Source organism: Neobacillus drentensis, assembly GCF_036965245.1.
GTDB lineage: Bacteria > Bacillota > Bacilli > Bacillales > Cytobacillaceae > Neobacillus > Neobacillus drentensis_G.
The window spans coordinates 86804-111539 of sequence record NZ_JBALPG010000039.1; the positions used below are offsets into that span (position 1 = coordinate 86804).

19 protein-coding genes and 1 pseudogene are annotated in these 24736 nt (G+C 38.5%); 1 reads left to right on the plus strand and 19 read right to left on the minus strand.

The window, feature by feature from the left end:
• Positions 1 to 620: 620 nt before the first annotated feature.
• The 17 genes and pseudogenes from V7150_RS09870 to V7150_RS09945 form a co-directional block, all read right to left on the minus strand.
• Complete coding sequence (locus V7150_RS09870; protein WP_335516971.1) at positions 621 to 983, minus strand: hypothetical protein; 363 nt, start codon at positions 981 to 983, stop codon at positions 621 to 623.
• Positions 984 to 986: 3 nt separating this feature from the next.
• On the minus strand, positions 987 to 2117 hold the full coding sequence (locus tag V7150_RS09875) for an RHS repeat-associated core domain-containing protein (protein ID WP_335517077.1): 1131 nt from the start codon (positions 2115 to 2117) through the stop codon (positions 987 to 989).
• A 199-nt stretch (positions 2118 to 2316) separates the two neighbouring features.
• Positions 2317 to 2952, minus strand: coding sequence for a hypothetical protein (locus V7150_RS09880; protein WP_335516974.1), 636 nt, complete (start codon positions 2950 to 2952; stop codon positions 2317 to 2319).
• A gap of 23 nt (positions 2953 to 2975) precedes the next feature.
• A complete protein-coding gene (locus V7150_RS09885) occupies positions 2976 to 3122 on the minus strand; it encodes a hypothetical protein (protein WP_335516977.1) in 147 nt (48 codons plus the stop codon).
• Positions 3123 to 3125: 3 nt separating this feature from the next.
• Complete coding sequence (locus V7150_RS09890) at positions 3126 to 3350, minus strand: hypothetical protein (protein WP_335516980.1); 225 nt, start codon at positions 3348 to 3350, stop codon at positions 3126 to 3128.
• A 427-nt stretch (positions 3351 to 3777) separates the two neighbouring features.
• A complete protein-coding gene (locus V7150_RS09895) occupies positions 3778 to 4092 on the minus strand; it encodes a DUF7716 domain-containing protein (RefSeq protein WP_335516983.1) in 315 nt (104 codons plus the stop codon).
• A gap of 303 nt (positions 4093 to 4395) precedes the next feature.
• The gene (locus tag V7150_RS09900; protein WP_335516986.1) at positions 4396 to 4866 is read right to left on the minus strand and encodes an Imm30 family immunity protein; all 471 of its coding nucleotides are present in this window, start codon (positions 4864 to 4866) and stop codon (positions 4396 to 4398) included.
• A gap of 263 nt (positions 4867 to 5129) precedes the next feature.
• Positions 5130 to 5381 (minus strand): hypothetical protein, encoded by a 252-nt coding sequence (locus V7150_RS09905; RefSeq protein ID WP_335516989.1) that lies wholly within the window; start codon positions 5379 to 5381, stop codon positions 5130 to 5132.
• A 15-nt stretch (positions 5382 to 5396) separates the two neighbouring features.
• Positions 5397 to 6797: an RHS repeat domain-containing protein gene (locus tag V7150_RS09910; protein WP_335516992.1), complete on the minus strand. Its 1401-nt coding sequence runs from the start codon at positions 6795 to 6797 to the stop codon at positions 5397 to 5399.
• A gap of 121 nt (positions 6798 to 6918) precedes the next feature.
• The gene (locus tag V7150_RS09915; RefSeq protein WP_335516995.1) at positions 6919 to 7218 is read right to left on the minus strand and encodes a hypothetical protein; all 300 of its coding nucleotides are present in this window, start codon (positions 7216 to 7218) and stop codon (positions 6919 to 6921) included.
• A 259-nt stretch (positions 7219 to 7477) separates the two neighbouring features.
• Positions 7478 to 8014, minus strand: a complete 537-nt coding sequence (locus tag V7150_RS09920) for an imm11 family protein (protein ID WP_335516998.1) — start codon at positions 8012 to 8014, stop codon at positions 7478 to 7480.
• Between the two features lie 91 nt (positions 8015 to 8105).
• Complete coding sequence (locus V7150_RS26585) at positions 8106 to 8327, minus strand: AHH domain-containing protein (protein ID WP_420490272.1); 222 nt, start codon at positions 8325 to 8327, stop codon at positions 8106 to 8108.
• Between the two features lie 37 nt (positions 8328 to 8364).
• Positions 8365 to 8682 (minus strand): annotated as a pseudogene (locus V7150_RS09925) (IS110 family transposase); the annotation flags it as partial.
• Positions 8683 to 9496: 814 nt separating this feature from the next.
• Complete coding sequence (locus V7150_RS09930) at positions 9497 to 9994, minus strand: SMI1/KNR4 family protein (protein ID WP_335517001.1); 498 nt, start codon at positions 9992 to 9994, stop codon at positions 9497 to 9499.
• 14 nt (positions 9995 to 10008) lie between these two features.
• Entirely contained in the window at positions 10009 to 18804 is an 8796-nt protein-coding gene (locus tag V7150_RS09935) for a DNRLRE domain-containing protein (protein ID WP_335517003.1), read from the minus strand.
• A 381-nt stretch (positions 18805 to 19185) separates the two neighbouring features.
• Complete coding sequence (locus tag V7150_RS09940; protein WP_335517004.1) at positions 19186 to 20172, minus strand: hypothetical protein; 987 nt, start codon at positions 20170 to 20172, stop codon at positions 19186 to 19188.
• 23 nt (positions 20173 to 20195) lie between these two features.
• Positions 20196 to 20423 carry a hypothetical protein gene (locus tag V7150_RS09945; RefSeq protein ID WP_335517007.1) on the minus strand — a complete coding sequence of 76 codons (228 nt, stop codon included), beginning with the start codon at positions 20421 to 20423 and terminating at the stop codon, positions 20196 to 20198.
• Between the two features lie 238 nt (positions 20424 to 20661).
• Here V7150_RS09945 and V7150_RS09950 point away from each other — a divergent pair, with 238 nt between their 5' ends.
• The gene (locus V7150_RS09950) at positions 20662 to 21477 is read left to right on the plus strand and encodes a hypothetical protein (RefSeq protein ID WP_335517010.1); all 816 of its coding nucleotides are present in this window, start codon (positions 20662 to 20664) and stop codon (positions 21475 to 21477) included.
• A gap of 231 nt (positions 21478 to 21708) precedes the next feature.
• Here V7150_RS09950 and pruA read toward each other — a convergent pair whose 3' ends face one another.
• On the minus strand, positions 21709 to 23256 hold the full coding sequence (pruA, locus tag V7150_RS09955; RefSeq protein ID WP_335517012.1) for an L-glutamate gamma-semialdehyde dehydrogenase: 1548 nt from the start codon (positions 23254 to 23256) through the stop codon (positions 21709 to 21711).
• 313 nt (positions 23257 to 23569) lie between these two features.
• Positions 23570 to 24730, minus strand: a complete 1161-nt coding sequence (locus V7150_RS09960) for a CamS family sex pheromone protein (RefSeq protein ID WP_335517015.1) — start codon at positions 24728 to 24730, stop codon at positions 23570 to 23572.
• Between the last annotated feature and the right edge of the window lie 6 nt (positions 24731 to 24736).

Consider the following 24736-nt stretch of genomic DNA (forward strand, 5'->3'; position numbering starts at 1 on the left):
CGATCCTCGTATATATCCGACAACTTTCACCTTTTCAACCTCCCGTTACATAAATTGTAATTTTCGTAACGTTTTTAACGAATAGCGAGTATTATACGACCGTCTCTTGTAAAAATACAACTTAAAATTTAATAGCCAACGTAGAGTAAGAACACCTTTTTACGTTAGCTATTGTTTATCGCCACGAGCTTTTTCATTCTCATTAGTTTTTTAGCCATTCCATGTCATAACTACCCCTGTCATGTAAAATGTCATCTCGCCTATTTATGTACTTATCACCCTATCCGAGCATTAAAACCAAACTCCATGAAGGTACTACCTTCATGAGTTCTGAATTTCATAAAAATCGTTTATATCCCCTTACACATAATTCCTTTATTTTTTTCCATCCAAATAAACCTTCATCCTTCCTACTTTAACAGTACAAACTTTGTCATTCTCGTATGTAAATGTAAATTGAGTAGTAAGTGTGGTCGTTATACCAAAAATTCACAGTACCCATTCTAGTATGTATGTTAACCATCATAAGTTTTTGATTCAAAAGTCATATTGCTTTTAACCATAAATATCTTAAAGTAAAAAAACCTTGAAAGGCATAAAGCCAATCAAGGTTAGTTTGTTTACAAATATAAATAAGGTTTCTCCTCAATAAGTTTTCGCAAAACACTTTGCTTCTCAGGCTCTAATTTTTCAAAAAGTTCTGTGAATGTCTTAATAGAGTTTTCAGTTCCTAACCAACTTAATGCTGCTAAAGCGAAATGGGCATTATTATATAATCCTATTACTTTCGGTTCTTCCTCCATTAGCCTTGCTAGATTAACTAATTTTTCGATAAAAATTTCATCATGCATTTGCATACGAACAATTTGAAAAATAGCATTTGCTTTAATTAGAATATTTGTATTATCTAAGAAAAAAATTAATTCATCTTTGGAAATATCATTATTCTTTATGCTGTTAATTATCTGTTGCACGTTATTCATATTTTACCTCCCCAGTATTTCTTTTCTTCTAGCTCTCATTTCTTGTAAGATAAATCTGCCCGCATCATAATCACGATTTTCCCTTGCTAATTTTAACTCTTCCATATATCCTCTGTATTCAAGACGCCAAAATAAATCACTATCTGCAATCACTCTCATTCCTGGATGACCTAAATCAAAATCGTCCAGCATATGTCTGTATTCATGTCGGACTGCCCCAATTGAAGCCTCGGGATCAAGAATCAATCTTCCAGGATTTCCGAACGATGGTTCATAAGCAAGTGTACCTCTACGAAAATCAACTTGAACTCCCACTTCCTCCGCATGCCTTAAAATATCATTATACTCGTCAGCATGCGAATTAGAGGCTGAACCTAGATTCTTACGAAGAGCATCACCATAAGTATTAAGTCTACCATTAACCGTACCCTTAGAGGCATTTTCCTCAATACGAGTTGAAGTATTTCCTCGAACTGGTTGACCCGAACTTGCAACTTTCGATTTTGCCTTTGGCGTACTCACACTTACCTTCGCTGGTGCTGACGATTGGATCGGTGGTGCACTTTTTATCGATGGTGCCGGCACGGTCTTTGGTTTGATGTTAACGACCGATGAGACTTTTTTAGCTGTTTCTTTTACCACTTTTGTTGCTTGGGTGACGGCTTTAGTTGCTTTTATCGCTTTGGCCGTTCCTTTTACCACAGCCTTTGCCGCTTTGGCGAGGACACCACCGCCTGGGATGAAGTTCGACCCAATGCTGAGGGCAGCAATTGGCTTTTGGTACCATTTCGTGTTTTTGCTTTTCAGAGTCTTGATGTCATCGCCAATCGCAAAGTTGTAGGTAGCCTTTGCGGCTTTTTTCACACCTTTTGTAATCTTTTTCAACCATTTTGGTGCATGGCCGTCTGGGTCGATGTTGTTCACTGGATCAGATTCCGCATACAAATAGCGGTTGAAAGAAATCGGGTTTGTGTCTTCTCCTTCGTATTCATCGGCGACAAGGAACCGTCCGATTTTCGCATCGTAATCACGCCAGCCCATGAAGTATAGCTTCGTGTTGTTGTCATATTGTACGCCGAATTTTCCGACATAGCGGAATGGATTGGCATTGGCGACTTCTGGACCGAGTGGTATAAGCTCATCGAAGTTTAATAATTTAACTCATCAACAGTTCGAATATTTAGTCATCTGCCATCAATATTCATTGTGCCACCTTTCGGTGTATAAAGAACTTAGATTGTTTTAAGGATACGATGCTAACTTCACAAAAAACCCAGCAAACAAAATTAATGTTCTGCTGGGCTTAAGATCAAAAAGAAGCTATCTTACTACTTTAATCTTGATTTGTCCAAATAAACGATTTGTTAAGTAAATTAAAATTGAGATACCGCTCTATTTTTTCTTTTGCTTCTTCAGGAGTAATTAATACATAGTATCCACCAGAATTATGAGAATAGTATTTTAAATCCAAAGTAATTAGTTTATCAAGTTCATCATTCCATTCCTTTTTAAACCACTTTTTAAATCTTGTTCTCCAGTTTTTTAAATGTCTTTTTGCATCAAAGATACTCATTTCCCAAGATTGTCCAACTTCATGAAAAAAATTGTTTTGTGAGACAAATTCAAGTATCTGTCTAAATATTGCGGCTTCGATATTTTCAGCATAGAATAATCCTTCATCATCGTCATGTGGGCAATACACTACAGGTAATTTTTGTTTAAATTCTAGATACCAAGCCCATTTATCCCCTCCTCCAGTTATAGCAAACGGTACTATTGATCTGGATTCATATTCTTCGTATTGATAATGTAGTATTTTTTCACATGTTAGCCATTCCATATCATATAACCATAAATACTTTTGTGATTCAAAATTTTTAAAATTAATAAAATTCCTCGAATCTAACCATCCTTGTTCATTCATTTCTAAAAATATTTCTGGAAACTGAAAATCATTTAGTATAGTCATGTAAGATCACCACTTAATTTTAATTATTTTGGTAAATTCTTTCCGAACTCTCTTGCAGCTTTTGCAAGTTCTAAAATTTTTTCTCTTGGAACTTCAGCTTGTTTCATTATTTCAATGTTATCTAGTACATTTCTTCGCCAAGATACTCCTTCTAAGTTTTTTGTATTCATTTTTTACTTTCTTTGTTGAGAACTAATAAATTTATGCATCGGATTCTCTTTTAATGCTATTGAAGGATTAAGTTTAGAATATTCGCTTCCTCTAGGTCCATATCCATTTGCATCTAGCCATGCATTTTGAAGAAGTTCGTGCCCAGATAAATTATCTCCAGGATACTTTTTAAATTCACCATACGGTCTTACATCGAATTCCTTAATAGCACAATCATTATGCACCAATACCCCTAAATCCGCCACAAAGTAAGTATGTCAGTCGGCGACCTCAAAGTTATAGACCTTAACAGGTGTCTCTAACTTTCTCTTTTGTTACGCTTCGGACTGTAGCTTTCTTACCGCTTGCAAGCACAACCTGGTCGTCTTTTTCTAGGTCTTTCGTTTCGACCCAGCCTTTAGCGACTAGCCAGTATGGATGTTTCTCGGTATTGGTGCAAGTAGCCCTTTAACCCAAACGTTCAATTTAACTTTTTTGAATGCTAAATCCTATAAAATTGTGCCTATTAAAATTAATTACTTAAAATACCTGTAATCTCATTATCATTGGTAACACCTGCTGTGTTACTAGCAAGCAGCAGTTATGATCTTCTAATAAATGAATATGTAAATAAATAAAAACCTTGATAGGCATTATTAAGGTTTTTGTAATTTGTCAATATGAAATGAAAGCATCGTTCCGATAATAGAATATGAAAGCATCAAACAAATCATTAACTGAACATTCTTCTCGTTGTTGATTTGCATTTTCTACTATATCTTGTACTTCTTGTATATTTAGTACAAAAATTAAATTATTATCTAGAGCGAACTGTGGAGCTTCTTCCCCTTCTTCTAAATCATCCAGATTCAATACAGCAGCTGGACTTTTAATATTCCAATTTTTGTTTTCTGGAAGAAATAAAGAATCTGCCCATGAATAATCATTTGGATTTAATAAAACTTCTTCCAATCTAATCATTTTCTCCATATGCTAGTTTTCCTTTCTTTATTTAACTATACTATCTTCCTCTACCCCAAACGCCATGATGGTACTACCTTCATGTGCTCTCGATTCTCAAACAAATTATTGTTGTTTCGTCATTCTCGTGTGCAAATATAATTCGAGTAACAATATTGGTCCTTCTATTTATATGTCACTGCAAACAAATTCTTTCGTCTGCTTCCCTTATACGGGTCTTAATTAAAAGTAGGTCTATTTAACCGTAAATTCTATTATTTTATAAAAAAAACTTGAATGACTAAAAACCAATCAAGGTTCAAAAAATAGTTTCTATTTACTTACATATGATACAAATTCATCTACAGAGGCTTCGAACATTTTAGGATTTCGCTCCTTAATTTCAGTTACAAGTTGCAAAGCAATTTTCTTAATATTAACGTCACCCTGAGAAATTACTTTCGCGTATATTTTGCACGAAGGTTCATGATTTAGTATTCTTTTATGAAGGGTTTTAGCCCATTCTTTTGCATTGGGTAACATATAATGCAGTGATTCCGACAGCTTTTTTAAAGATTCCTCTGAACCAAATACTTTATCGTAGGATTCAATTGCATGTATTAAACCAAACATCACCTCATCATGTTCAGTTGTATCATCAAACCCCAAACATAAATTTCCTATATGATCCAAATCTTTCAAATTAAAGATAATTGATATAGCATTTTCAAACGCTGAAATTTCTTGTTGGTTTTTAAGAGAGCGGTTATCTATTAATGTTTGAGTTAAACTATTAATATCCAATATGAAACTCCTTTCATTTATTTTTGAATATCATACTTACTCCGTCATTTTTATGGACCCCCGCATTTGTTTCCATATATTTTTGTGAAGGCATATGATGAGGTGTTATATTATCCCCCCGTGAACCTGCATCAAGTAATTCTTCATAGGTTCCAACATTTCCTTCTCCCGGTAATAAAGATTTTCCCGTACCCTTATGTTGTAATCTAATATTACCAAAAAGAAACCTTGAAAGGCATGAGCCTTTCAAGGTTATCTAAATTTTACGATTCAAATGTTGTTCTGTCTGGAAATAATCCACTCTGTCTAATAAAACATACAGTTAATCTTTGTGCTGCCCTATCAAAATAGAATTTTGATGAGGTGCTTTCATCAGGTATAGGCTCTAATTCCGTAAACTTCCTTGTTACTTTATTTAATTCTATTTTTCCCATGACATCTTCATTTGGTCCAAATCTGTAGATTACTCTCTCTTCATTTTCGAATTCTTTAAGTAATAAAACAAATGAAGCCAATAAAGTTCCCCTCCTTTATGGATTCCATAGTCGACCAGATTCTATAGTCTTATCATGTGCAGTTCTATAATTCGTCTTAAATATGCCCTCAAATCTTGATTCAAATAGCTCATGGTTAAGTAAATAAATATCATTTTGATTATGTGTTCCTATTTGAAGTCGTTTCCAAGCCTGGGCTATATCATAATCTGCATCAAATCGACCAACACCATGATCTTTAATATGCTCTTTAATAAATAAATGATCCTTTATTCTTTGTATTCGACTCTCCTTCATTCCAGTATTTTTAGCTATTGAAGTTACATCAGTTGTTGACTTCCTAAACTCATCATACATACCTTCTGCTTTATCAATATTTTTTAAATATTGGTCCATATCAAAGATATCAGATTTTCCACCTGTCTGTATTTTTTCCGTACCCTTAGAGGCATTTTCCTCAATACGAGTTGAAGTATTTCCTCGAACTGGTTGACCCGAACTTGCAACTTTCGATTTTGCCTTTGGCGTACTCACACTTACCTTCGCTGGTGCTGACGATTGGATCGGTGGTGCACTTTTTATCGATGGTGCCGGCACGGTCTTTGGTTTGATGTTAACGACCGATGAGACTTTTTTAGCTGTTGCTTTTACCACTTTTGTTGCTTGGGTAACGGCTTTGCTTGCTTTTGCTGCCTTAATGGCTTTCGATGTTCCTTTAATGGCAGCTTTGGCTGCCTTGGATACAACCCCACTGCCTGGTATAAAGTTGGAAGCGATACTGATAGCTGCTCCGGCCTTTTGGTACCATTTGGTTTTTTTGCTCTTCAGGGTTTTGATGTCATCCCCAATTGCAAAGTTGTAGGTAGCCTTTGCGGCTTTTTTCACACCCTTTGTAATCTTTTTCAACCATTTTGGTGCATGGCCGTCTGGGTCGATGTTGTTCACTGGATCAGATTCCGCATACAAATAGCGATTGAAGGAAATCGGGTTCGTGTCTTCTCCTTCGTATTCATCGGCGACAAGAAACCGTCCGATTTTCGCATCGTAATCACGCCAGCCCATGAAGTATAGCTTCGTGTTGTTGTCATATTGTACGCCAAATTTTCCGACATAGCGGAATGGATTGGCGTTCGCGACTTCTGCCCCGAGTGGAGTTGGCGCATCAATTTTTAATAGATTCCCCCACTCGTCGTATGTGTAGCGGGCGATTATTTCCGCAAGCTCATTGGTGATCGCGACGATGTCTCCACGCTGATTGTAGACATAGTCATAAATCTTGCCTTTGTATTCAAAGCTTAACAACTGTCCGTTTGCGTCTCTGTAGAAATTCATCAGATTTTCCACCGGATCGATGCCGGATTTTTGCGAAATGCTGACCAAGTCCCCATTGGCATCATAATAATAGAATTCCGAGCGCTCGCTTGTGTCGGTGGTCACCTTTTTCGAAGTACGTCTATTTTCACTGTCATAGGTGAATTCGACTTTTTCGCTGACCTTTCCATCCTTTTTCGTCGTGATGCCTAAAAGCAGGTTAATCGCCGCATAGTTGTATTCTTTTTCATACTCGAATTTTACCTGATTCGTTCACCGCTTTTAAGAGATTTCCACTCGTATTATACGAATAGGTAATCGTCTCGGCTCCCTTTTTGACCGTTTTCAGGAAGCCTTCCGGTGTATACGTATACTCCTTTTTACCATCCCATGGATTGGTGGCCGTTTCGATATGCTCATCGGCATTGTACGTGTAATTCTCGATGAAAAGGTCATTTGGTGTATCCTTCTTCTTCGCATGGATAGCCGTCATTTTTTCGTTAAGGCCATAATCCATGTTAACTGAAATACGCGGGCCCTTCACCATGTTGATCGACTCGGAATATCCATCAAAGTAAAGGAAATTCTTAATGAACGTGACCTCTCTCAGTATGAATTGGCAAGAATGACAGGCTACAATCTAATACATAAGCCGTCTTCGTTCAGACTATGTGGACAGAGTTTACCCTTCAGCATTTGAAAATTTCCATCATGAGCTTTTAATTCAAATAATCGATTGTTTAACCCTAAAATGTTTTATCATAAAAAAACCTTGAATGGCATTAGCCAATCAAGGTATATAACTTCTAAATAAACTGTACACCTTTAATATCATTTATTTCAAAAGCATCTTTAAGAACCTCAGATACAAGGACATGAGACTTATAATCAAGGTTCCTAACTATATGATGATTGTTTGGAAGACCGTCAAATTTATAAACTATCTTTTTAAAGTTCAATATTGCATTAGTTCCTTTAATTGTAGTAAAATCTGATTTATCTTTATCTAATACCTCAACAGCATTTACTATATTTAAAAGGTAGTAATTAGGAATTTTCTTTTCCCCTACATAAACATTTGCTTCAAATACCTGTATATCATGTGGACAAATTTCTTCTAAAATATCTACTATTTTTTTTGAACCTATCAATAAGAGTCCACTATTTGGTAATACACCATTTAGGTATTTTTCTGAACATTCAAAGACAACTTTTGGAGGAACTATTTGTTCAGTTAACTCTCTTCCCTCTCTAAAAATAAATCTATCTGTACCACTACCTTTTATATATTCGCCTATTCTTTTATTTTGAAAACCTACTGGGATAGACCATATCCATAACAAGCATAACATCTCATTCCTTAATCAGCCCATGGGCGTTTATTTTTATTTAAATCTCTACTACCATTTCCTAACAATTGTCTTTCCCCACTAATTATACCACGCAGTGCATCGTTATATTGCTGTTGAGTCCACCCATTTGCCTTGCTAAATTTTCACTAACGCTATTGTTTCGAGATTGTAAATCATATCCAGCCTCATCTAGTAACTCGTGATTTTTTGTCAACTTATTTTTGTCACTTATGATATGGTGCTCTTGAAACCCTTGTTTCTTTAAATTAGCTTCTCTCGTACCCTTAGAGGCAAATCGTTGCAAATCTAATTTAACTAGCAGTCCATTTCCATTATTTTCATTTATGCGAAAATTCCAAGAAAAACTTTTTGTAGTTTAGGAAATGGTGGCTCAATTGAATATGCAGTTGATTCTTTAAAGTCCCTTGTACTTTTACTAAGGCATTTCTTCTTGAAACCAATTGTTGGATTGACCAAAACAAATCATGCGGTTTCGCATCTGGCAAACGGTCAAGCTTATTCAGTAATATAAGTACTACACACTCCGCATCTCAACTGTCACTTTTTTGTATCGTCATATGGCTTTTTCGTTCTGCATATGACAAAGCAGGATTCACTTCTTTGATAACCTGTCCGTGATCCGCTAAAACTTTGCCAATGTTGTTTTCCCATCTACTTCTGAGAAAAACTTTTTATAGTTTGGATAATGGTGGCTCAATTGAATGTGCAGTTGGTTCTTTAAAGCACCTTGTGCTTTCACAAATGCATTTCTTTCAACTTCTCACCATCCCGTTACGAAAATTAAAATTTGTGTAACGCTTTTTAGCGAATAGCGAGTATTATACGACCGTTTCTAGGAAAAATACAACCCAAAACTTTAAGCCAATGTAGCACAAGCAAACACTTTCACGTTATCCATTATTTATCGCCATGAGCTTGTACGATCTCGTTAGTTTGTTAGCCATTCCATGTCTTAAGTACCCCTGCCTTGTAAAATGTCATCTCGCCTATTTATCGTACTTGTCACCCTATCCGAGTATTAAAACCAAACTCCATGATGGTACTACCTTCATGAGCTCTGAATTTCGTAAAAGCATCGTTCATGTTACCTTACACATAATTCCTTTAGTTTTTATTCACTTCCAAATAAACCTTCGTCTTACCTACTTTAACAGTAAGAGCTTTGTCATTCTCGTATGTAAATGTAAATTGAGTAGTAAGTGGGTCGTTATCCTAAAAATTCACAGTAACCATTCTAGTATGTTTGCTAACCATCATGAGTTTTTGATTCAAAAGTCATATTGTTTTTAACCATAAAGTTCTTAAAGTAAAAAAACCTTGAAAGGCATATAGCCAATCAAGGTTTTTATCAAGCTTTATTTTTTTACAACTATTAAATCTAACTAGTGTTGTTTATCTCTATAATCCTCTTAACAATTCTTTACAGTGAATTTTATATCCTGCTGCCTCTCTTTACAAAAGTTTAATTTTGTTTGACATAATTAATTCAAAAAATTCTTCAAGATTTTGGGCTACTATCTCTACTTCTTCAAATTCAGGCTCATATCCCTGTACAATAGAGCCTATATTATCAGCTAAATCAATTGCGTAGAAGGAATACCCATTATCAACTGACATAAGGATAGGTAAATGTTTATCCCACCATATAGTTATTTCTGATTTCCATTCATCATCATCACCTGCAGCATCTAAGCTCAGCAATTCAAATTCATTCCATTTAAATGCAATATCTGATTTATTATTATACTCATCTTCACATATGAACCATGTTTTCTCACTTGGTGTTATACACTGTTTAACCATTTTCATAAATTCTTCATACTCAAAAGGAAAACCTTTATACCGTGTAACCAAGCTATCATCTAGATATAATTGATATTGAGATTTAAGAACTATATTCCATCCATTTTCATTAGCCCAATTTATAAATTCATTATATTGTCTCTTCATAAATCCTCCGGCACTTACTTTAATTGTTTCTTTATCTTATTTATAACTCGCCTTTGTAAGCCAGTTACTTGACTGTGAGTTGGATTTTTTATCTTTGCAGTTTCACCAGTTGGAGTCAAGCTTTGCCCCTCTGGTCCCCCTAAAGCTAATCCATGTGGATGGTGGCCTCCACTTTCTCCAGGCTTATTTCTAATCACTTTTACTTCTTGTGGCGTTCTATAAAATACATCGGTATTTTCCGGATCAATTCCCCACCATTCCGTTTTTTGATTATACCATTGAGTAACTTCGTCAAGTAATTCATTATCTTCAGACAACCATTCATTTAATTTTTTAACTTCCTTTGAATTACCCGTACCATCAGTAGCACAAGCATTATGCACCAATACCCCTAAATCCGCCACAAAGTACGTATGCCAGTCGGCGACTTCGAAGTTGTACACCTTTACAGGAGTGTCTAATTTCTCTTTTGTCACACTTTCAACGGCTGCTTTTTCACCGCTTGCAAGCACAACCTGATCGCCTTTTTCTAAGTCTTTGGCTTCAACCCAGCCTTTACCTTCTACCCAGTATGGATGTTCCTCGGTATTGGTGATGGTGGTTCCCTTGATTTTCACATGATACAGGGTATCAACTTCGTGGACGAACAATTGCTTGACTTCTTTGTAGCCTTTTTCACCTGTTTCAACGTTTTGTGACAGGACTTTGTCTCCGACCTTGATTTCCTCAATCAACTTATTTCCTGTATCCGTAATGACTTTAGTTCCGGCGATAAAGCATTGACCCAGATTAGGATTTGGACATTGTCCATTGGTACAAGCATTTTTCTCAACTTGTGTCACTACTTTTCCACGGTCCTGCTTTGGAGCCAATGTTACTTTTGGTTTCGGTGCAGGTGTACTCTCACTTACCTTTGCCGGGGCGGAACTCTGTATTCTTGGTGCACTTTTAATGGACGGTGCTGGCACGGTTTTTGGCTTTTTATTAATGGCGGTTGCCGCTTTTTTCGCTGTGGATTTGACCACCTGGGTAGACTTCACAACGGCTTTGCTTGCTTTTGCTGCCTTAATGGCTTTCGATGTTCCTTTAATGGCAGCTTTGGCTGCCTTGGATACAACCCCACCGCCTGGTATAAAGTTGGAAGCGATACTGATAGCTGCTCCGGCCTTTTGGTACCATTTGGTTTTTTTGCTCTTCAGGGTTTTGATGTCATCGCCAATCGCAAAGTTGTAGGTAGCCTTTGCGGCTTTTTTAACACCTTTTGTAATCTTTTTCAACCATTTTGGTGCATGGCCGTCTGGGTCGATGTTGTTCACTGGATCAGATTCCGCATACAAATAGCGGTTGAAGGAAATCGGATTCGTGTCTTCTCCTTCGTATTCATCGGCGACAAGGAACCGTCCAATTTTCGCATCGTAATCACGCCAGCCCATGAAGTATAGCTTCGTGTTGTTGTCATATTGTACGCCGAATTTTCCGACATAGCGGAATGGATTGGCATTGGCGACTTCTTTGCCTAAGTCCGTTGGTGCATCGATGTTTAAGAGATTTCCCCACTCATCGTACGTGTAGCGGGCGATAATTTCCGCAAGCTCATTCGTGATCGCAACAATGTCTCCACGCTGATTGTAGACATAGTCATAAATCTTGCCTTTGTATTCAAAGCTTAACAGTTGTCCGTTCGCATCGCGGTAGAAATTCATTAGGTTCTCAACCGGGTCGATGCCGGATTTTTGCGAAATGCTGACCAAGTCCCCATTGGCATCATAATAATAGAATTCCGAGCGCTCGCTTGTGTCGGTGGTCACCTTTTTCGAAGTACGTCTATTTTCACTGTCGTAGGTGAATTCGACTTTTTCGCTGACCTTTCCTTCCTTTTTCGTCGTGATGCCTAAAAGCAGGTTGATCGCTGCATAATTATATTCTTTTTCGATTTCCACTGGTGCTGTCGCGGCAGCTTCGGCCGAATCCACCGCTTTACTAATGGACTCAGAAAGCAAGGATCCATCTGGTCTGAAAGCATAGGTGACCTTCTTATACTTTTGCGTTCCGGCATCGTATTGAATAGAAGACGAAATGCGATTGCCTTGACTATATTGATTATCTAGTAGTATTTTACCTGATTCGTTCACCGCTTTTAAGAGATTTCCACTCGTATCATACGAATAGGTAATCGTCTCGGATCCCTTTTTGACCGTTTTCAGGAAGCCTTCCGGTGTATACGTATACTCCTTTTTACCATCCCATGGATTGGTGGTCGTTTCGATATGCTCATCGGCATTGTACGTGTAATTCTCGAAGAAAAGGTCATTTGGTGTATCCTTCTTCTTCGCATGGATAGCCGTCATTTTTTCATTGAGACCATAATCCATGTTAACTGAAATACGCGGGCCCTTCACCATGTTGATCGACTCGGAAGCGGTATAGGTAAACTGGTACTGCTCCGACCTTGGGGTGATGACCTTCTCAGCTAAATCATTGGCATTATAATGGACTGTAGTCGAGCCCAATGCCGATTGGATCATTTCTGCGTTTTCATCGTCTTTATACGTCTTTCTCGTAATGATTCCATTCTCAACCTTTTCTTCGTACGTGAAGCGGTTGTTGGCATCATATTGATAGATGCTTTCAGAACGAACAAATGGATAGGTCGTTTCACCATGATTGAGAACGGTTTTAGAAGATTCGTCATAAATCCATTTGCGAATCAAGTTTCCGTTTATGTCATAAAGGAAACGGACATCCGATTTTTTAAATACGGTCAGGTCTTCTCCTTCGTAAACCTTGGAGAATTCCCGAACTAAACGACCAAGCTCATCATAAGTTAAGTCTATTTCCTTTAACACCACTGTATCTGTTTCCTTGGTTTCCTTATCGTACACCTTGGATTTCAACGTTTGCTTCGTGACCTCTGCAGCATCATTGTACACATAATTCGTGACAAGATACGTTTCGGTGTCTTCCTTATCCTCGACCTTTTGTGTTTCCGTCAGGATTTGTCCTTCCTCATTGTATGTCCATTCGATCGTCGTACCGTCAGGGTTGGTCTGTTTCACCTTGTCCCCGACTTCATTATACTGGTATTTCGTTTTTGTTCCTTTATGATCAACAGCTTCAAGCATATTCCCATTGGCATCAGTAACAGCAAACTCAATCGTGCTGCCGCTAATGGTAATCGCTGGGGTCCCTAAACCATCGTAATAGGACCATGTTTCGACCACAGGATTAGAGTTATCCTTCGCATAAATCGTTTCATCCAAGGCATTAAAGGTATAATGAAACTCTGTTCCTTCCGCATCCTTTGTATGAATTAAATGACTTTCAGAATCATAGGTGTTGGTCATCGTAAGGACGTTGCGGTTTCCTGTGTTATCTGTTTCTGTCAGTTGTCGATTCCATTCATCATACGTGGCAAACATTTCGCCTTTGGCAATGAGGATTTTCTCTGGACTCTCCAGGCTTTCCTTTGCTGCGAAATCAATCGTATGAAGAACATTTCCGCTTTTATCGTAAGCGAAATATTTCTGATTTTGCATCGGATCAATCGATCTTGCGACTCTTCCATAGCCATCGTATTCCTGGGCAATCGTATGGCCATTTTCATCTGTTTCTTTGATTTTGCGGCCTAATTCATCGTACTCGACATACAATTTAGCCTGCTTTTCTTCTACCTTATCAACCGTTTCATTCTGGTAAGTAGTCATTTTTACGGCAGGGAGCTTTTTATAAACCATTTGTCCCCACTCATTGTATTCATACGTTGTTTCTTGACCGAGGCTATTAATCTCTTTGATGACATTACTCATGTCATCGTAAACAAAGCTGGTCAGACGGCCAACCCGGTCTTTTTTCTCCTTTACCCGTTGTTCTTCATCATAGACAATCGACTGGATTTGTTGAAGCGCATTGGTTTCTGTTAACGCCTGTCCATACTCATTGTATGTGTAGCTGGTCTTATTTCCGTATGGATCGATCGTCTCTTTGACATTCTCACCCACACTATCATACACATAATTCGTTTCAAGACTTGATTCTTCCAAGATCAGATCATCGAGATAAAGATTTACGCTTCCTTTATTGGTTACCTGAACACGAACATGGGTTGCCTCCGTTGGTACCGTGCCATTTACACGATTTCTACTCCAGCCGGCAGATACTGAATTCGTTACCGTATAGTCCTTGATAACCGCGTCGTCTTTTAAAAACTGCAGCTTGATTTCTGCTGTAACAGCTCCGGAAGGAGCGATCCCCTCAATCATCGCCTGAACAGGTAACCGTCCCTTTTTAATCGCGATATTACCTGATTGCAGGACGGCATTTGGCGCTAATTCGATACTTTGCTTTCCTGACTTCGCTTGTATCGTTACTTTCGCGGCGGTCCCTTGAACCTTCCAATCTGCAAGAGTTTTATTTTCCATGCTGTAGTCAGGCAGGTAGCTGTATAATGGCCCCCGGTCACTCTTTGTTTTCGTTACATTGCCATAGGCGTCATATTCAAAGTACTGATTGTTTCGTTCTTCATCGATAATTTGAATGACATTTCCTTTACTGTCATACTTCCATTCCTTTACTTGTCCAAGAGTATTGTAGGCATGGGTGATTTGTCCTCTTTCATTGTATTTGTTTTCCATTGAATGAGTGGATTTCACCTCGTTTGATGTAACAGCAGGCAAGTATTTCTTTAAAACATTTCCAAAGCTGTCATATTCAAAGGTAGTTTTGTTGTCAAGACCGTCCGTTGTGCTTTTCACTCGGTTTTGCTCATAGTCTGTCGTAATCAGGATATTGTTTTGATCCTGGTTGGCACTATCCGGATCCTCATTTTCCACATAGGTGCGGATGATGTTCTGCTTCCACAGATTCCCTTCCCCATTCAATTCATACTCTGTATTCGCCAGATTTTTGCTTGTCTGGTTCGAGTTGATGGAGTTGGTGGTTGCATAAATTTTGTTTGCCGTAAGATTATAAGAAATTGTATCAATGATTGATTCATAGGTTTTTACCGGGTAGGTCTTTGACCCGTCTACGACTCTAGTAGAACGCTTCGTTTTCGTTTGGACCAAACGATTTCCATTAAACGCAAACTCTACTTTTAAACCATTTTCTGAAACAACCGCCTTCATTTTTCCAGCTTCGTACTCATAATGAGTCGTGCTGCTTACTTTGCCGCTTTTTGTCATAAGTTTGGCATCGGTTAAATACCCATCGCTGTATGTGTAGCTGACTTTCTCTCCGGTACTAAACGTAGCGCTTTCGACGGTGTTGTCTGCATGATATTTTAATGTAATCGATTTGTTTAAGGACTCCACCTTGGTTAATACATTGTTATCATATTGATACTGAATCGTGTTTCCATTCGTATCAATTATTTTTACTAGTTTTCCATTGAGATTAAATCCTTTTGTCACCAGACTGCCTGTCCGCTCTGTTAATTCATATCCTTTTGTGTCCGAAAAGGTTAGAACATAACTTGTTCCGGAAGGGATGGTGAATTTTCCATCTGGCAGTCGGTCAAAGCGATGAATCGTTCCATCCGGGTCCACATACTCCACATAATCGGTGTGGCTTACGAGATGTTCCTCCAGATTAGAATGCCAACCCTTACCTAAAAGACCTTTTTGTTCACGATTGGAATCGTAAGAACGCCCGATTGCTAAAGAAAAGCCTCTTGATGGGAGAGAGAAGTCAACCTCCTGCATATTTAAGCTGCCATTATATAGATTGACAAAGCCTGTCCCATCTAGGAGGGAGAGTGGATAGGTAGGATAATAACTTTCAGATCCTGTCCATTTTTTTTCTAGCTTGTCGATCCAAATCGTTTTCGAAACAAGGTTCGTCTGACCTGCCTTATCGGTTGCGGATATCCGAAGCTCATATTCTCCTTTGGGGAGAGTGGATGTATCCCATTCTGCCAGCATTGCATCGGTAACTGATGAATTCTTTTCCGCTACAAGATTCCAGACTGCCTTTTGGTCGTTCTTATTACGATATTCGAACTTGTAAGCGGCTAAATCCTGGTCGGTAATCGAACCTACTATTTTTTTTGTTCCAGAAAGATAGTCACCATTTGCTACATTTGTTAGCTTAATTTCCGGAAGGGTACGGTCTAGAATAATAGAATCAGAGTACAACCCTGAGACATTGCCGCTCTTATCTATGAATTTAGCATAAACGTATTGAGCCCCATCCTGGTCCTTTAATGCCCAATCAAATATTTGCGCCGATTGCGGTACAGGCATCGATTCAGAAAACTGCAGGTCACTCGCAGCCGCATTTACTGGGCCATTAGCAAATTGCACGTATTTATCACCACTAGCGTTATCATAGACATCAAACACTTTAACCGCGACATTTTTATCTGTCGTAAACGATGCATTTTCATTTATCGTTACTTTTCCAGTAGGCGGCTTTATATCTTTAACTGTAATGGTGCGATCGACGATATTTTCTGCCGGATTAATATAAGTTGGATCCGTGCCTTTTCCTACTACTGCTTTTAATCGATAAGAACCAATTATCGCTGTTTTTGGCTTCCAATTCACATAGAAGCGTTTGACTTCATTCGGCTTTATAACTTCACCGGTATTTAAATAGCCAACAAATCCCGTTGGAGCACTTCCGTCCGGTGCGGTACTGGTCACCGACAAGGAAATATTTAAATCATTCGTCCACGTCGAAGTACCTGTATTTCTAACATCAAACCAAAGGTTTTCTCCTGCAACTGCATTATCAATGTCGGTTTCAACTGGGATTGAATAACTTTCAATTTGTGCATCAAATTCTTTTCGCGCCATTTTCTCCACTGGAACGGAATTGTCACTAACATTTGAACTGTTATCAATGGCTTGTACCCAGGCATAGTAGGTTTTTCTCGGTGTTAAGGCTCCCGAATAAGTAAAGTAATGATTGGTTGTTTCCTGTCCATTGACGATATTAGCAACACCAGGCTGGTCTCCTATAAATACTCGGTATTTCGCTACTCCGGAACCATCAAGATCGGTGCCAGGCTGCCAGCCGATGGTAAAGGAATTGAACCGGTCATTCGTTATTTGCACAGCTGTTGGGGCCGTTGGTTTCGTCTGATCTGGTATGACAGGTACCACTGCATTTGCCCAAATATCCGTTTCTCCATACCCATTGTATGCCGTGACCCTAAAAAAATAATTGGTATTGTTGTTATAACCTCCGCCACTCTTGACATATAAATAATTCGGATTTTCTGGAAGCTCCCTACCGTCACCTCCAGTTCTTAATCCGTATTGTCCGCTGTCAATTTGGGCTCTTGTCGGCCAGAGTTTTTTTCCTCTTGTGCTCCACCAGGTAGTATTGCCGACATTAAACGCTTCATAACCCCGGCCATTAAATATTTGTACCTTGTAGCCTGTTGCTCCTTCGATTGGAGACCAGGATAGATCAACATACCCTGTCCCATCTTTGTAGGAATAGGGAACCGAATTTAGGCCACCCGGCGGATCGGAATAGGTAATTGCCAGATATGGTTTACCGGATGCACTTTCGGATGCATAGTATTTTTGATAGGTACCTGCTGAACCTTCGGAAGTGCTTCTTAAGACGACACCGTAATTTGGATAATTGCCCTTCATCCAGCCATTCACCAAACTAGTTAAATCCAAGCTTAACCACCGGGCAGAACCCGTTGCGGAGGTGCTCCCATAGGAAACAGATCCATCAATTCCCGGCTGGGTGTTCCAGGTGACCCTTGTACTATCCCAGTTGGTTGAGATGCGATTCGCATAAATATTAGTTGGACTAACCGTTCCAATGTCATTCCATTTATATAATTTTAATTCGGCTTTCACCAATAGCTTGCCGCTCAAATTTGGCAATGATTGGGAAAAATTCATATAACTTCTGTTGATTCCTGTTGAGGAGGTATAACCCGTTCTTAATTCAGGAGTTGTATAGTAATTACTGTTTGAATAATTGGACATTACATATGTGTCAAGCGTATTGCTGCTTGTACCACCTATGGTTACGCTCGGATCAATACGGACTGGAAAGACGGTATCCTTGTCATCTAAAAAGGTAGAATCAGGGATAATGGTAACCAAATAGCCATTTTTATATGTCTCCAGATCCATTCTAATGTCTTCAGAATATTTACCGTTTGCATCCTCCATAAACGGCGGCGTCATTACCCATGCGACTTGATTTTCTTTATTATAGAAATTGATCGCACCATTTTCCTTTTTCGGTTCAAGACTTGTTTTTATATGAAATTGAAACTTTCTTGCGGAATCTTTCTTAGTTAAATAGATGTCTTCTTTGACATTGGAATTCCCAATACTGTACTTGAAATCAACATTCTCCAGAATATTTTCGTAGGTAATGATTCCCTTCGAGCTCTTTGCTTCTGTGGATTTTGGATTAAGAAATTGAACCTGGATCGTTTCCCCATCCATGTTCAATTTATATAAATTTTTCTTTTTGGTATCTTTCGCAAATTTGACACTAAAGCGATTGTCTTTATTTTTATATTTGAAATCACCTTTGTCCTCTTCATTATTAAGTTCCGGTGTATTGGAGATATTTTTTAATTTGCCATTTTCCTCAAAATGGATGTCCTCTGTATAAATCTCTTTCGTGTAGGTTCCATCTGAATTGATGAACGTTTTCGTATTGGTCTCCCTTAACTCCTCTAACTCCCTTACCTTTTCAACCGTTTTGGGAATATTAATCTCTTTTTTCGCTTCTACCTTTTTAGTAGAAAATTGGGTAAAGCCTGCGATATTAATTGAACTTGTGATTAATAGGGTAGCAAGAATACAAGTAAATATTTTCCTAATCATATAGATCCCCTTTAAAATCAGTTTTAATAATTGAAAATTATTTATCTAGCAAACTTTACTCTATTCCGTATCGTCCATTTGTTCACATCCCTTGCATATTTCTCATGCATCAACACTCAATATTATTACATTTTTTCCAATTTCAGATATATTTTAACAGCATTAAGATGCATAATTAAACATATTTCTACATACATTTAATTACAAATTCCGACAATGTTTTTTAAATAACAAGAAGATAAACAAAAAAAGTGCAGAGGCTCTTAGTAATACACAAAAGCTTCTGCACACATTTATTAAAATGACTCTTACATGGATTTTGGGTTCTAGCAAAAAATTATTTTCTTACCTTACAATAAAAAGATGTAACCACTTATTACATTAAGCAAGTTGTTTATCCTTTTTGATCTCTGGTTGTGGTCTGACTAATGAATTGACCACGGGAACTAGTACTCCAATGATGGCAACAGGCATAATCTCCCACATTTCAATTGGCGGAGTGATAAGTATGCCCGTTTTATGGATTGCGAACAAAACAAGGAAGTATGCTAGACTGCCCATTAGACCTGCTAACCAGCTGGTCTTCCTAAACAAGAAAAAGCAAAGCGGAATCAAGATTAGTGTAATCGGTACATAGGATGTTGGATAACCTACCGCTGCAAAAATGGCTTTACCGACAAATCGTAACAGGATATAAAGAACCGTTGCCATTACCGGAATCGTAAAATCACGACAGATTCGAATGATTAGGACTGTGAGTAATGTGACCATCAGCACGGAATAGATGGGATAAACGAATTCTGGAATTCCCCCGAAAATTTGGGAAGCAGGATCCGAAATCAAATCAAGAATCTCCTGTGATGCTATGGATTTTCCATGGATGAACTGATCATAGGAAATAGCTCCATTTTCCTGCTGCATATTCGGGAACATTAAGCATTCAAGTAGAAACATTGCAAACCACGTATGCATCGACTTCCAGGTCGGCTTAATATCCCGGGTATACAAGTAATATCCCCGCCACACTCCATATATCATGATAGCCGTTGCAATGTAATAAATAAAATGGGTCGGACTCCATGTAGTTAAATCTATCCCATAAGCAATATGGTAGGTAAAGTCTAATGGGATCCCAATTAAAAATAATGCATATCCAATCGTAATCAGATTTCTTGAAAATCTGTCCATGTATTGGGAGCGCCGCCACTCTTGGAATAACAAGATCCCTCCTAAAGCAAATCCTAACGTATTGACAATATGAGGAATTGAGTATTCTTCAAATAAATACTTAAAGTGATACGAAGCATCCCAAGCAGAGCCGATAAATTTTAATAAAAAGGCTATCACCCATAATCGGTAATATTTCAACAATTTCATCCCCTCTCCTGACCTTAACCCAGCAAGTCAAATGGGTCCCCAAAAATGGCTATCAGGATATAATTTATAGCTAAAGCAATCCCAAATGCGATTCCAACAACGCGAACTTCTTTTTGAGTAAATAACTTATACATAAAAATAATTCCAGAAGTGACGACAAAGATATTACAGGTTACAAAAGTCCAAAGCAGGCTTTCACTGTGTTCAACTGCTGTTACATGCAACAAATATAATGGTATCAAATGCTCAATTCCTCCATAGATTTACTGTTTGTTAAATAGACTATGGCCATATACCCTGGAACGGTACTTCTTTATTTAAGACGTATTTCTTCCATAAATGTTTCCAAATAATTAGCCTTTTCTATATTATCATTATTTTTAACGTTGTTGACTAGTATTTTTACAAAAAATTCTTGCATTGGTTCAAAAAGGTAATGTAAATTAAAGGAATGGACTATGTGTGAGAGGAGACTATCCCGTGAAACAATTTGTTATTGCTTTACTCTTATTAACCACTTTATTACTATCTGCCTGCAATTCGGTAAAAGTCCCGAAGTCGACAATGGGTCATAGTATGAGTGCCACACCAACAGATGTCGTACCGACAAAATCTGATTGGAAAATTGCGGATCATCCAAAAGCAAACGAGGATATTCCAATCTCCATTTTCATTAAGGATAAAGCCAATCAGCCTATCAAATCCTTCGAAACCGTTCATGAGAAAAAGATGCATTTATTCATCGTTAGTAAGGATTTAGCTTATTTTTCTCATATCCACCCAAATTATAAAGGAGACGGAGAATTCGCAATTACAACCGCTTTCCCAGCCGGTGGAGACTATAAGATTATTGCAGAATTTACTCCAAAAGGAGGCGGCGATAGCAGTATTGAAAGTCACTGGCAGCATGTAGAAGGAGAGGCAGCAAAGGAAGAACCCTTGGTTCCTGACCAAGAGCTTACCAAAGTTGTTGATGGAAAAAAAGTGTCACTTACTTTTGACCACCTTTTGGCAGACAAGACTCTACATTTGACTTTTACGATCACTGACGCAACAACCGATAAACCAATCAAAAATCTTCAGCCTTATTTAGGCGCTATGGGTCACACGGTTGCCATGAGTTCAGATGCTGAAAAATACTTGCACATTCATCCGATGTCGACAGCAGGGAATGGCCCAAAGGTAATCTTTATGACTATTTTTCCTGAACCTGGCATCTATAAAGTTTGGGGACAATTTAAACACGAAGGTAAAGTATTTACTGTTCCATTTGTCATAAATGTGCCGCAAAAATAGGTAAGAAAAGCGCAAGCGCCCGTTTAGCGGCGTATAGACTGGAGCGCTACGACTGAGATAAAGGAAACACGGAGAGCGTTAGCAATCCGATGTTGACTTATCGTAGGGAGGAGAGCGAAGTCTACTAGCCGCTGGGCGCTGGAGCTGGACAATTCTAAAAGTCGAAAGTTATACTTTATTATCTTTTAAAAAACCCCTTCTCGAGCTGAGAAGGGGTTTTGAATAGTCGAATTAGTACATTTCTGAAGTTGTTTTTGCCTGCATATGAAGCAATAAATAGTCAGGGCCGCCTGCTTTAGAGTCAGTTCCTGACATATTGAATCCGCCGAATGGCTGATAGCCAACGATTGCTCCAGTACAAGAACGGTTGAAGTATAGGTTCCCAACGTGGAAATCTTCACGCGCTTGTTCTTGGTGTGCACGATTTTTCGTAATAACAGCACCTGTTAAGCCATACTCTGTATTGTTGGCAATTTCGATTGCTTCGGTGAAATCTTTTGCTTTTGTGAAACCAACCACTGGCCCAAAGATTTCTTCTTGCATAATGCGGGCTGTTGGAGAAAGATCAGCAATAACCGTTGGTTTGATGAAGTAGCCTTTAGAATCATCGCCTTCACCGCCAGCCATCAGCTTGCCTTCGCCTTTGCCAATTTCAATATATTCCATAATTTTCCTGAAAGCGTTATGGTCATTAACCGGCCCCATGAACGTACCTTGCTCTTCTGGGTCACCGACTGTTAATTGATTGGTTAATTCCACCACTCGGTTTAACACTTGATCATACACGTCTTCAACAATGACTGCACGAGAGCAGGCAGAACATTTTTGACCTGTGAAGCCAAATGCACCGGCAACGATAGATTGTGCAGCTAGTTCAAGATCCGCTTCACTGTCAACGACAATCGTATCTTTCCCGCCCATTTCGGCGATTAGACGTTTCATCCAAATTTGCCCTGGATTCAATTTAGAAGAGCGTTCGAAAATACGAAGACCGACATCACGAGAACCTGTAAAGCTGATGAAACGTGTATCTTTATGGTCAACTAAGTAGTCGCCCACTTCAGCGCCACTTCCTGGAACGAAGTTTAATACGCCTTTAGGCAGACCTGCTTCTTCCATTACTTCTACAAATTTTGCAGCAACAATTGGTGTTGTTGAAGCTGGTTTTAATAATACAGTATTACCGGCAACAATTGCCGCAACCGTTGTACCCGCCATAATTGCTAATGGGAAGTTCCATGGTGAAATAATGATACCTACTCCTAATGGAATATAGTCGTAACGGTTAAATTCGTTTGGTCGGCTATTCACTGGTACTCCATTTTTTATAGCCAGCATTTGACGGCCATAATATTCAAGGAAATCAATTGCTTCAGCTGTATCTGCATCTGCTTCTCTCCATGGTTTACCCGCTTCTTTTGTTAAAAGGGCTGAAAACTCGTGCTTGCGGCGGCGAATAATAGACGCTGCTTTAAAAAGCACATCAGCACGTACTTCTGGCTTCGTTTTTTTCCAAGTTTTGAATGCCTCGACCGCTGCTTGCATTGCTTTTTCTGCAAGCTCCTGGTTCGCTTTAGAAACTCGGCCAATTACTTCTTCTTTATTAGATGGATTATAGGAAACGATTTTATCCTCAGTTGCAATTCTTTCGCCGTCGATTACAAGGTCATAATCCTGACCTAAATAACCTTCTACTGCTTCTAACCCCTTAAGATAAGCCTGACGGTTTTCTTCAATCGTAAAATCGGTAAATGGTTCGTGCTTATAAGGTTGTATCATTTCTAACCCCTCCTATGTATTAAAAACGTTTACATTCCTAATTCTACATGAATCATTTCATACTATCAATTAAGAAAACCGGAAGCGCTGTTTTAGGGACTTAGCATTTCCCGAAGTGCAATTAATAACAATAGAAAAGCGGAAGCGCTTGTTTAGCGAAGGCCACAAGCTGCTTAGCAATCATTGAAATAATCTAACGCTTTCTTTCGTTCAAGGTATCGCTTCCGAAGCTTATTCTTATGGAGCTGGATAATTCTCAACGTTAAATGGGAAAATTCTAAAATTAAAATAAAGACCCGGCAACAGCCGGATCTTATTGATAAATATGAACGAATGGTTCGTCTGCATTTGCCTTTCGAACAATCAGTGCTTCAGGGCCGTCAACAGAAGTAACACTTACCGAAACAGAAAGATACTTAGGAAAATGTTGCATCACTAAGCCTGCTACATATTGGGCAAAACCAATTCCCTCTGTTTTTCCATAGAATTGGATTGGGATGGTGATGTTTAATTCCTGAAGCTGATCCTCAACGTAAAAAGCTTTACCAATGACACCATTAAAGTTTGGAAAATATTGTTCTATGTCCTGCTTAAAGTTTAAGAACGCAATTGTATCATCGCGGTGATCATTTTGAGCATCGGTTGACGGGAATAAATAGTATTTTTCATTTACTTTTTCCCAATCATTTAATTTTGAGCTCCCCTGATCAACCGTGGAATAGGCAAAAAATCTACCTGGTGTCACAGAAGATTTGCTTTCTTGTTCAAATAAAGCAATTGTAATCGGTACGTCTTTCAAACTTTTTATATTTCTGGCTCGTTTCACCACTTCTTCAGCCAGTTTCTTTCCTTCCTTTTCCATTTCAGCAAAATCAATCTTTTTCTCGAAAGTATCCCCATCCGGTGTTAATTTATAGTAATAGACTGAGTTCAAGGCAAGACCAATCGTAACGCCAGAGAGTGCTACATTCCCCTTATCATCTTTAGTTAGATAGTCATGTTCTAAAATATGAGCTAAATAGATTGGGCTTGTTGGTTCACTGCCTGGCGCACTAGTATCAACAGGGTTTAAACCAATATTATCCTCTGGCTTGATATTTTTTTCCTTAAGCTGCTCATCCGTATACTGGCGGTTTAGCCACTGTTTAATGGTCTTTCCTTCAATTTTCTGACCTTCTTGAAAAAAATATTTTTCTGTATCAAAGCTTTTCTGGGCAATTCTCATTAGACCCATTTCAAACTCATTTAAGTCATATCTTGAATTGATATTATTGACGACCAAACCGCGTGACTCCGCTGGTTTAAATGGCAGAATGGTCCGGTAATACTTGTCCGATATATTATAATTAGGAATAATCGTCTTCCCTTTTGCTTTCTCCTTTGTTTGGACAGCTTCATTTTGCTTTTGGAAGTTTGGTGCACAGGCACTCAACAAAAAAACAAGGGAGAGAGCGAGCAATGAGAATTTTCTCACGTTAAT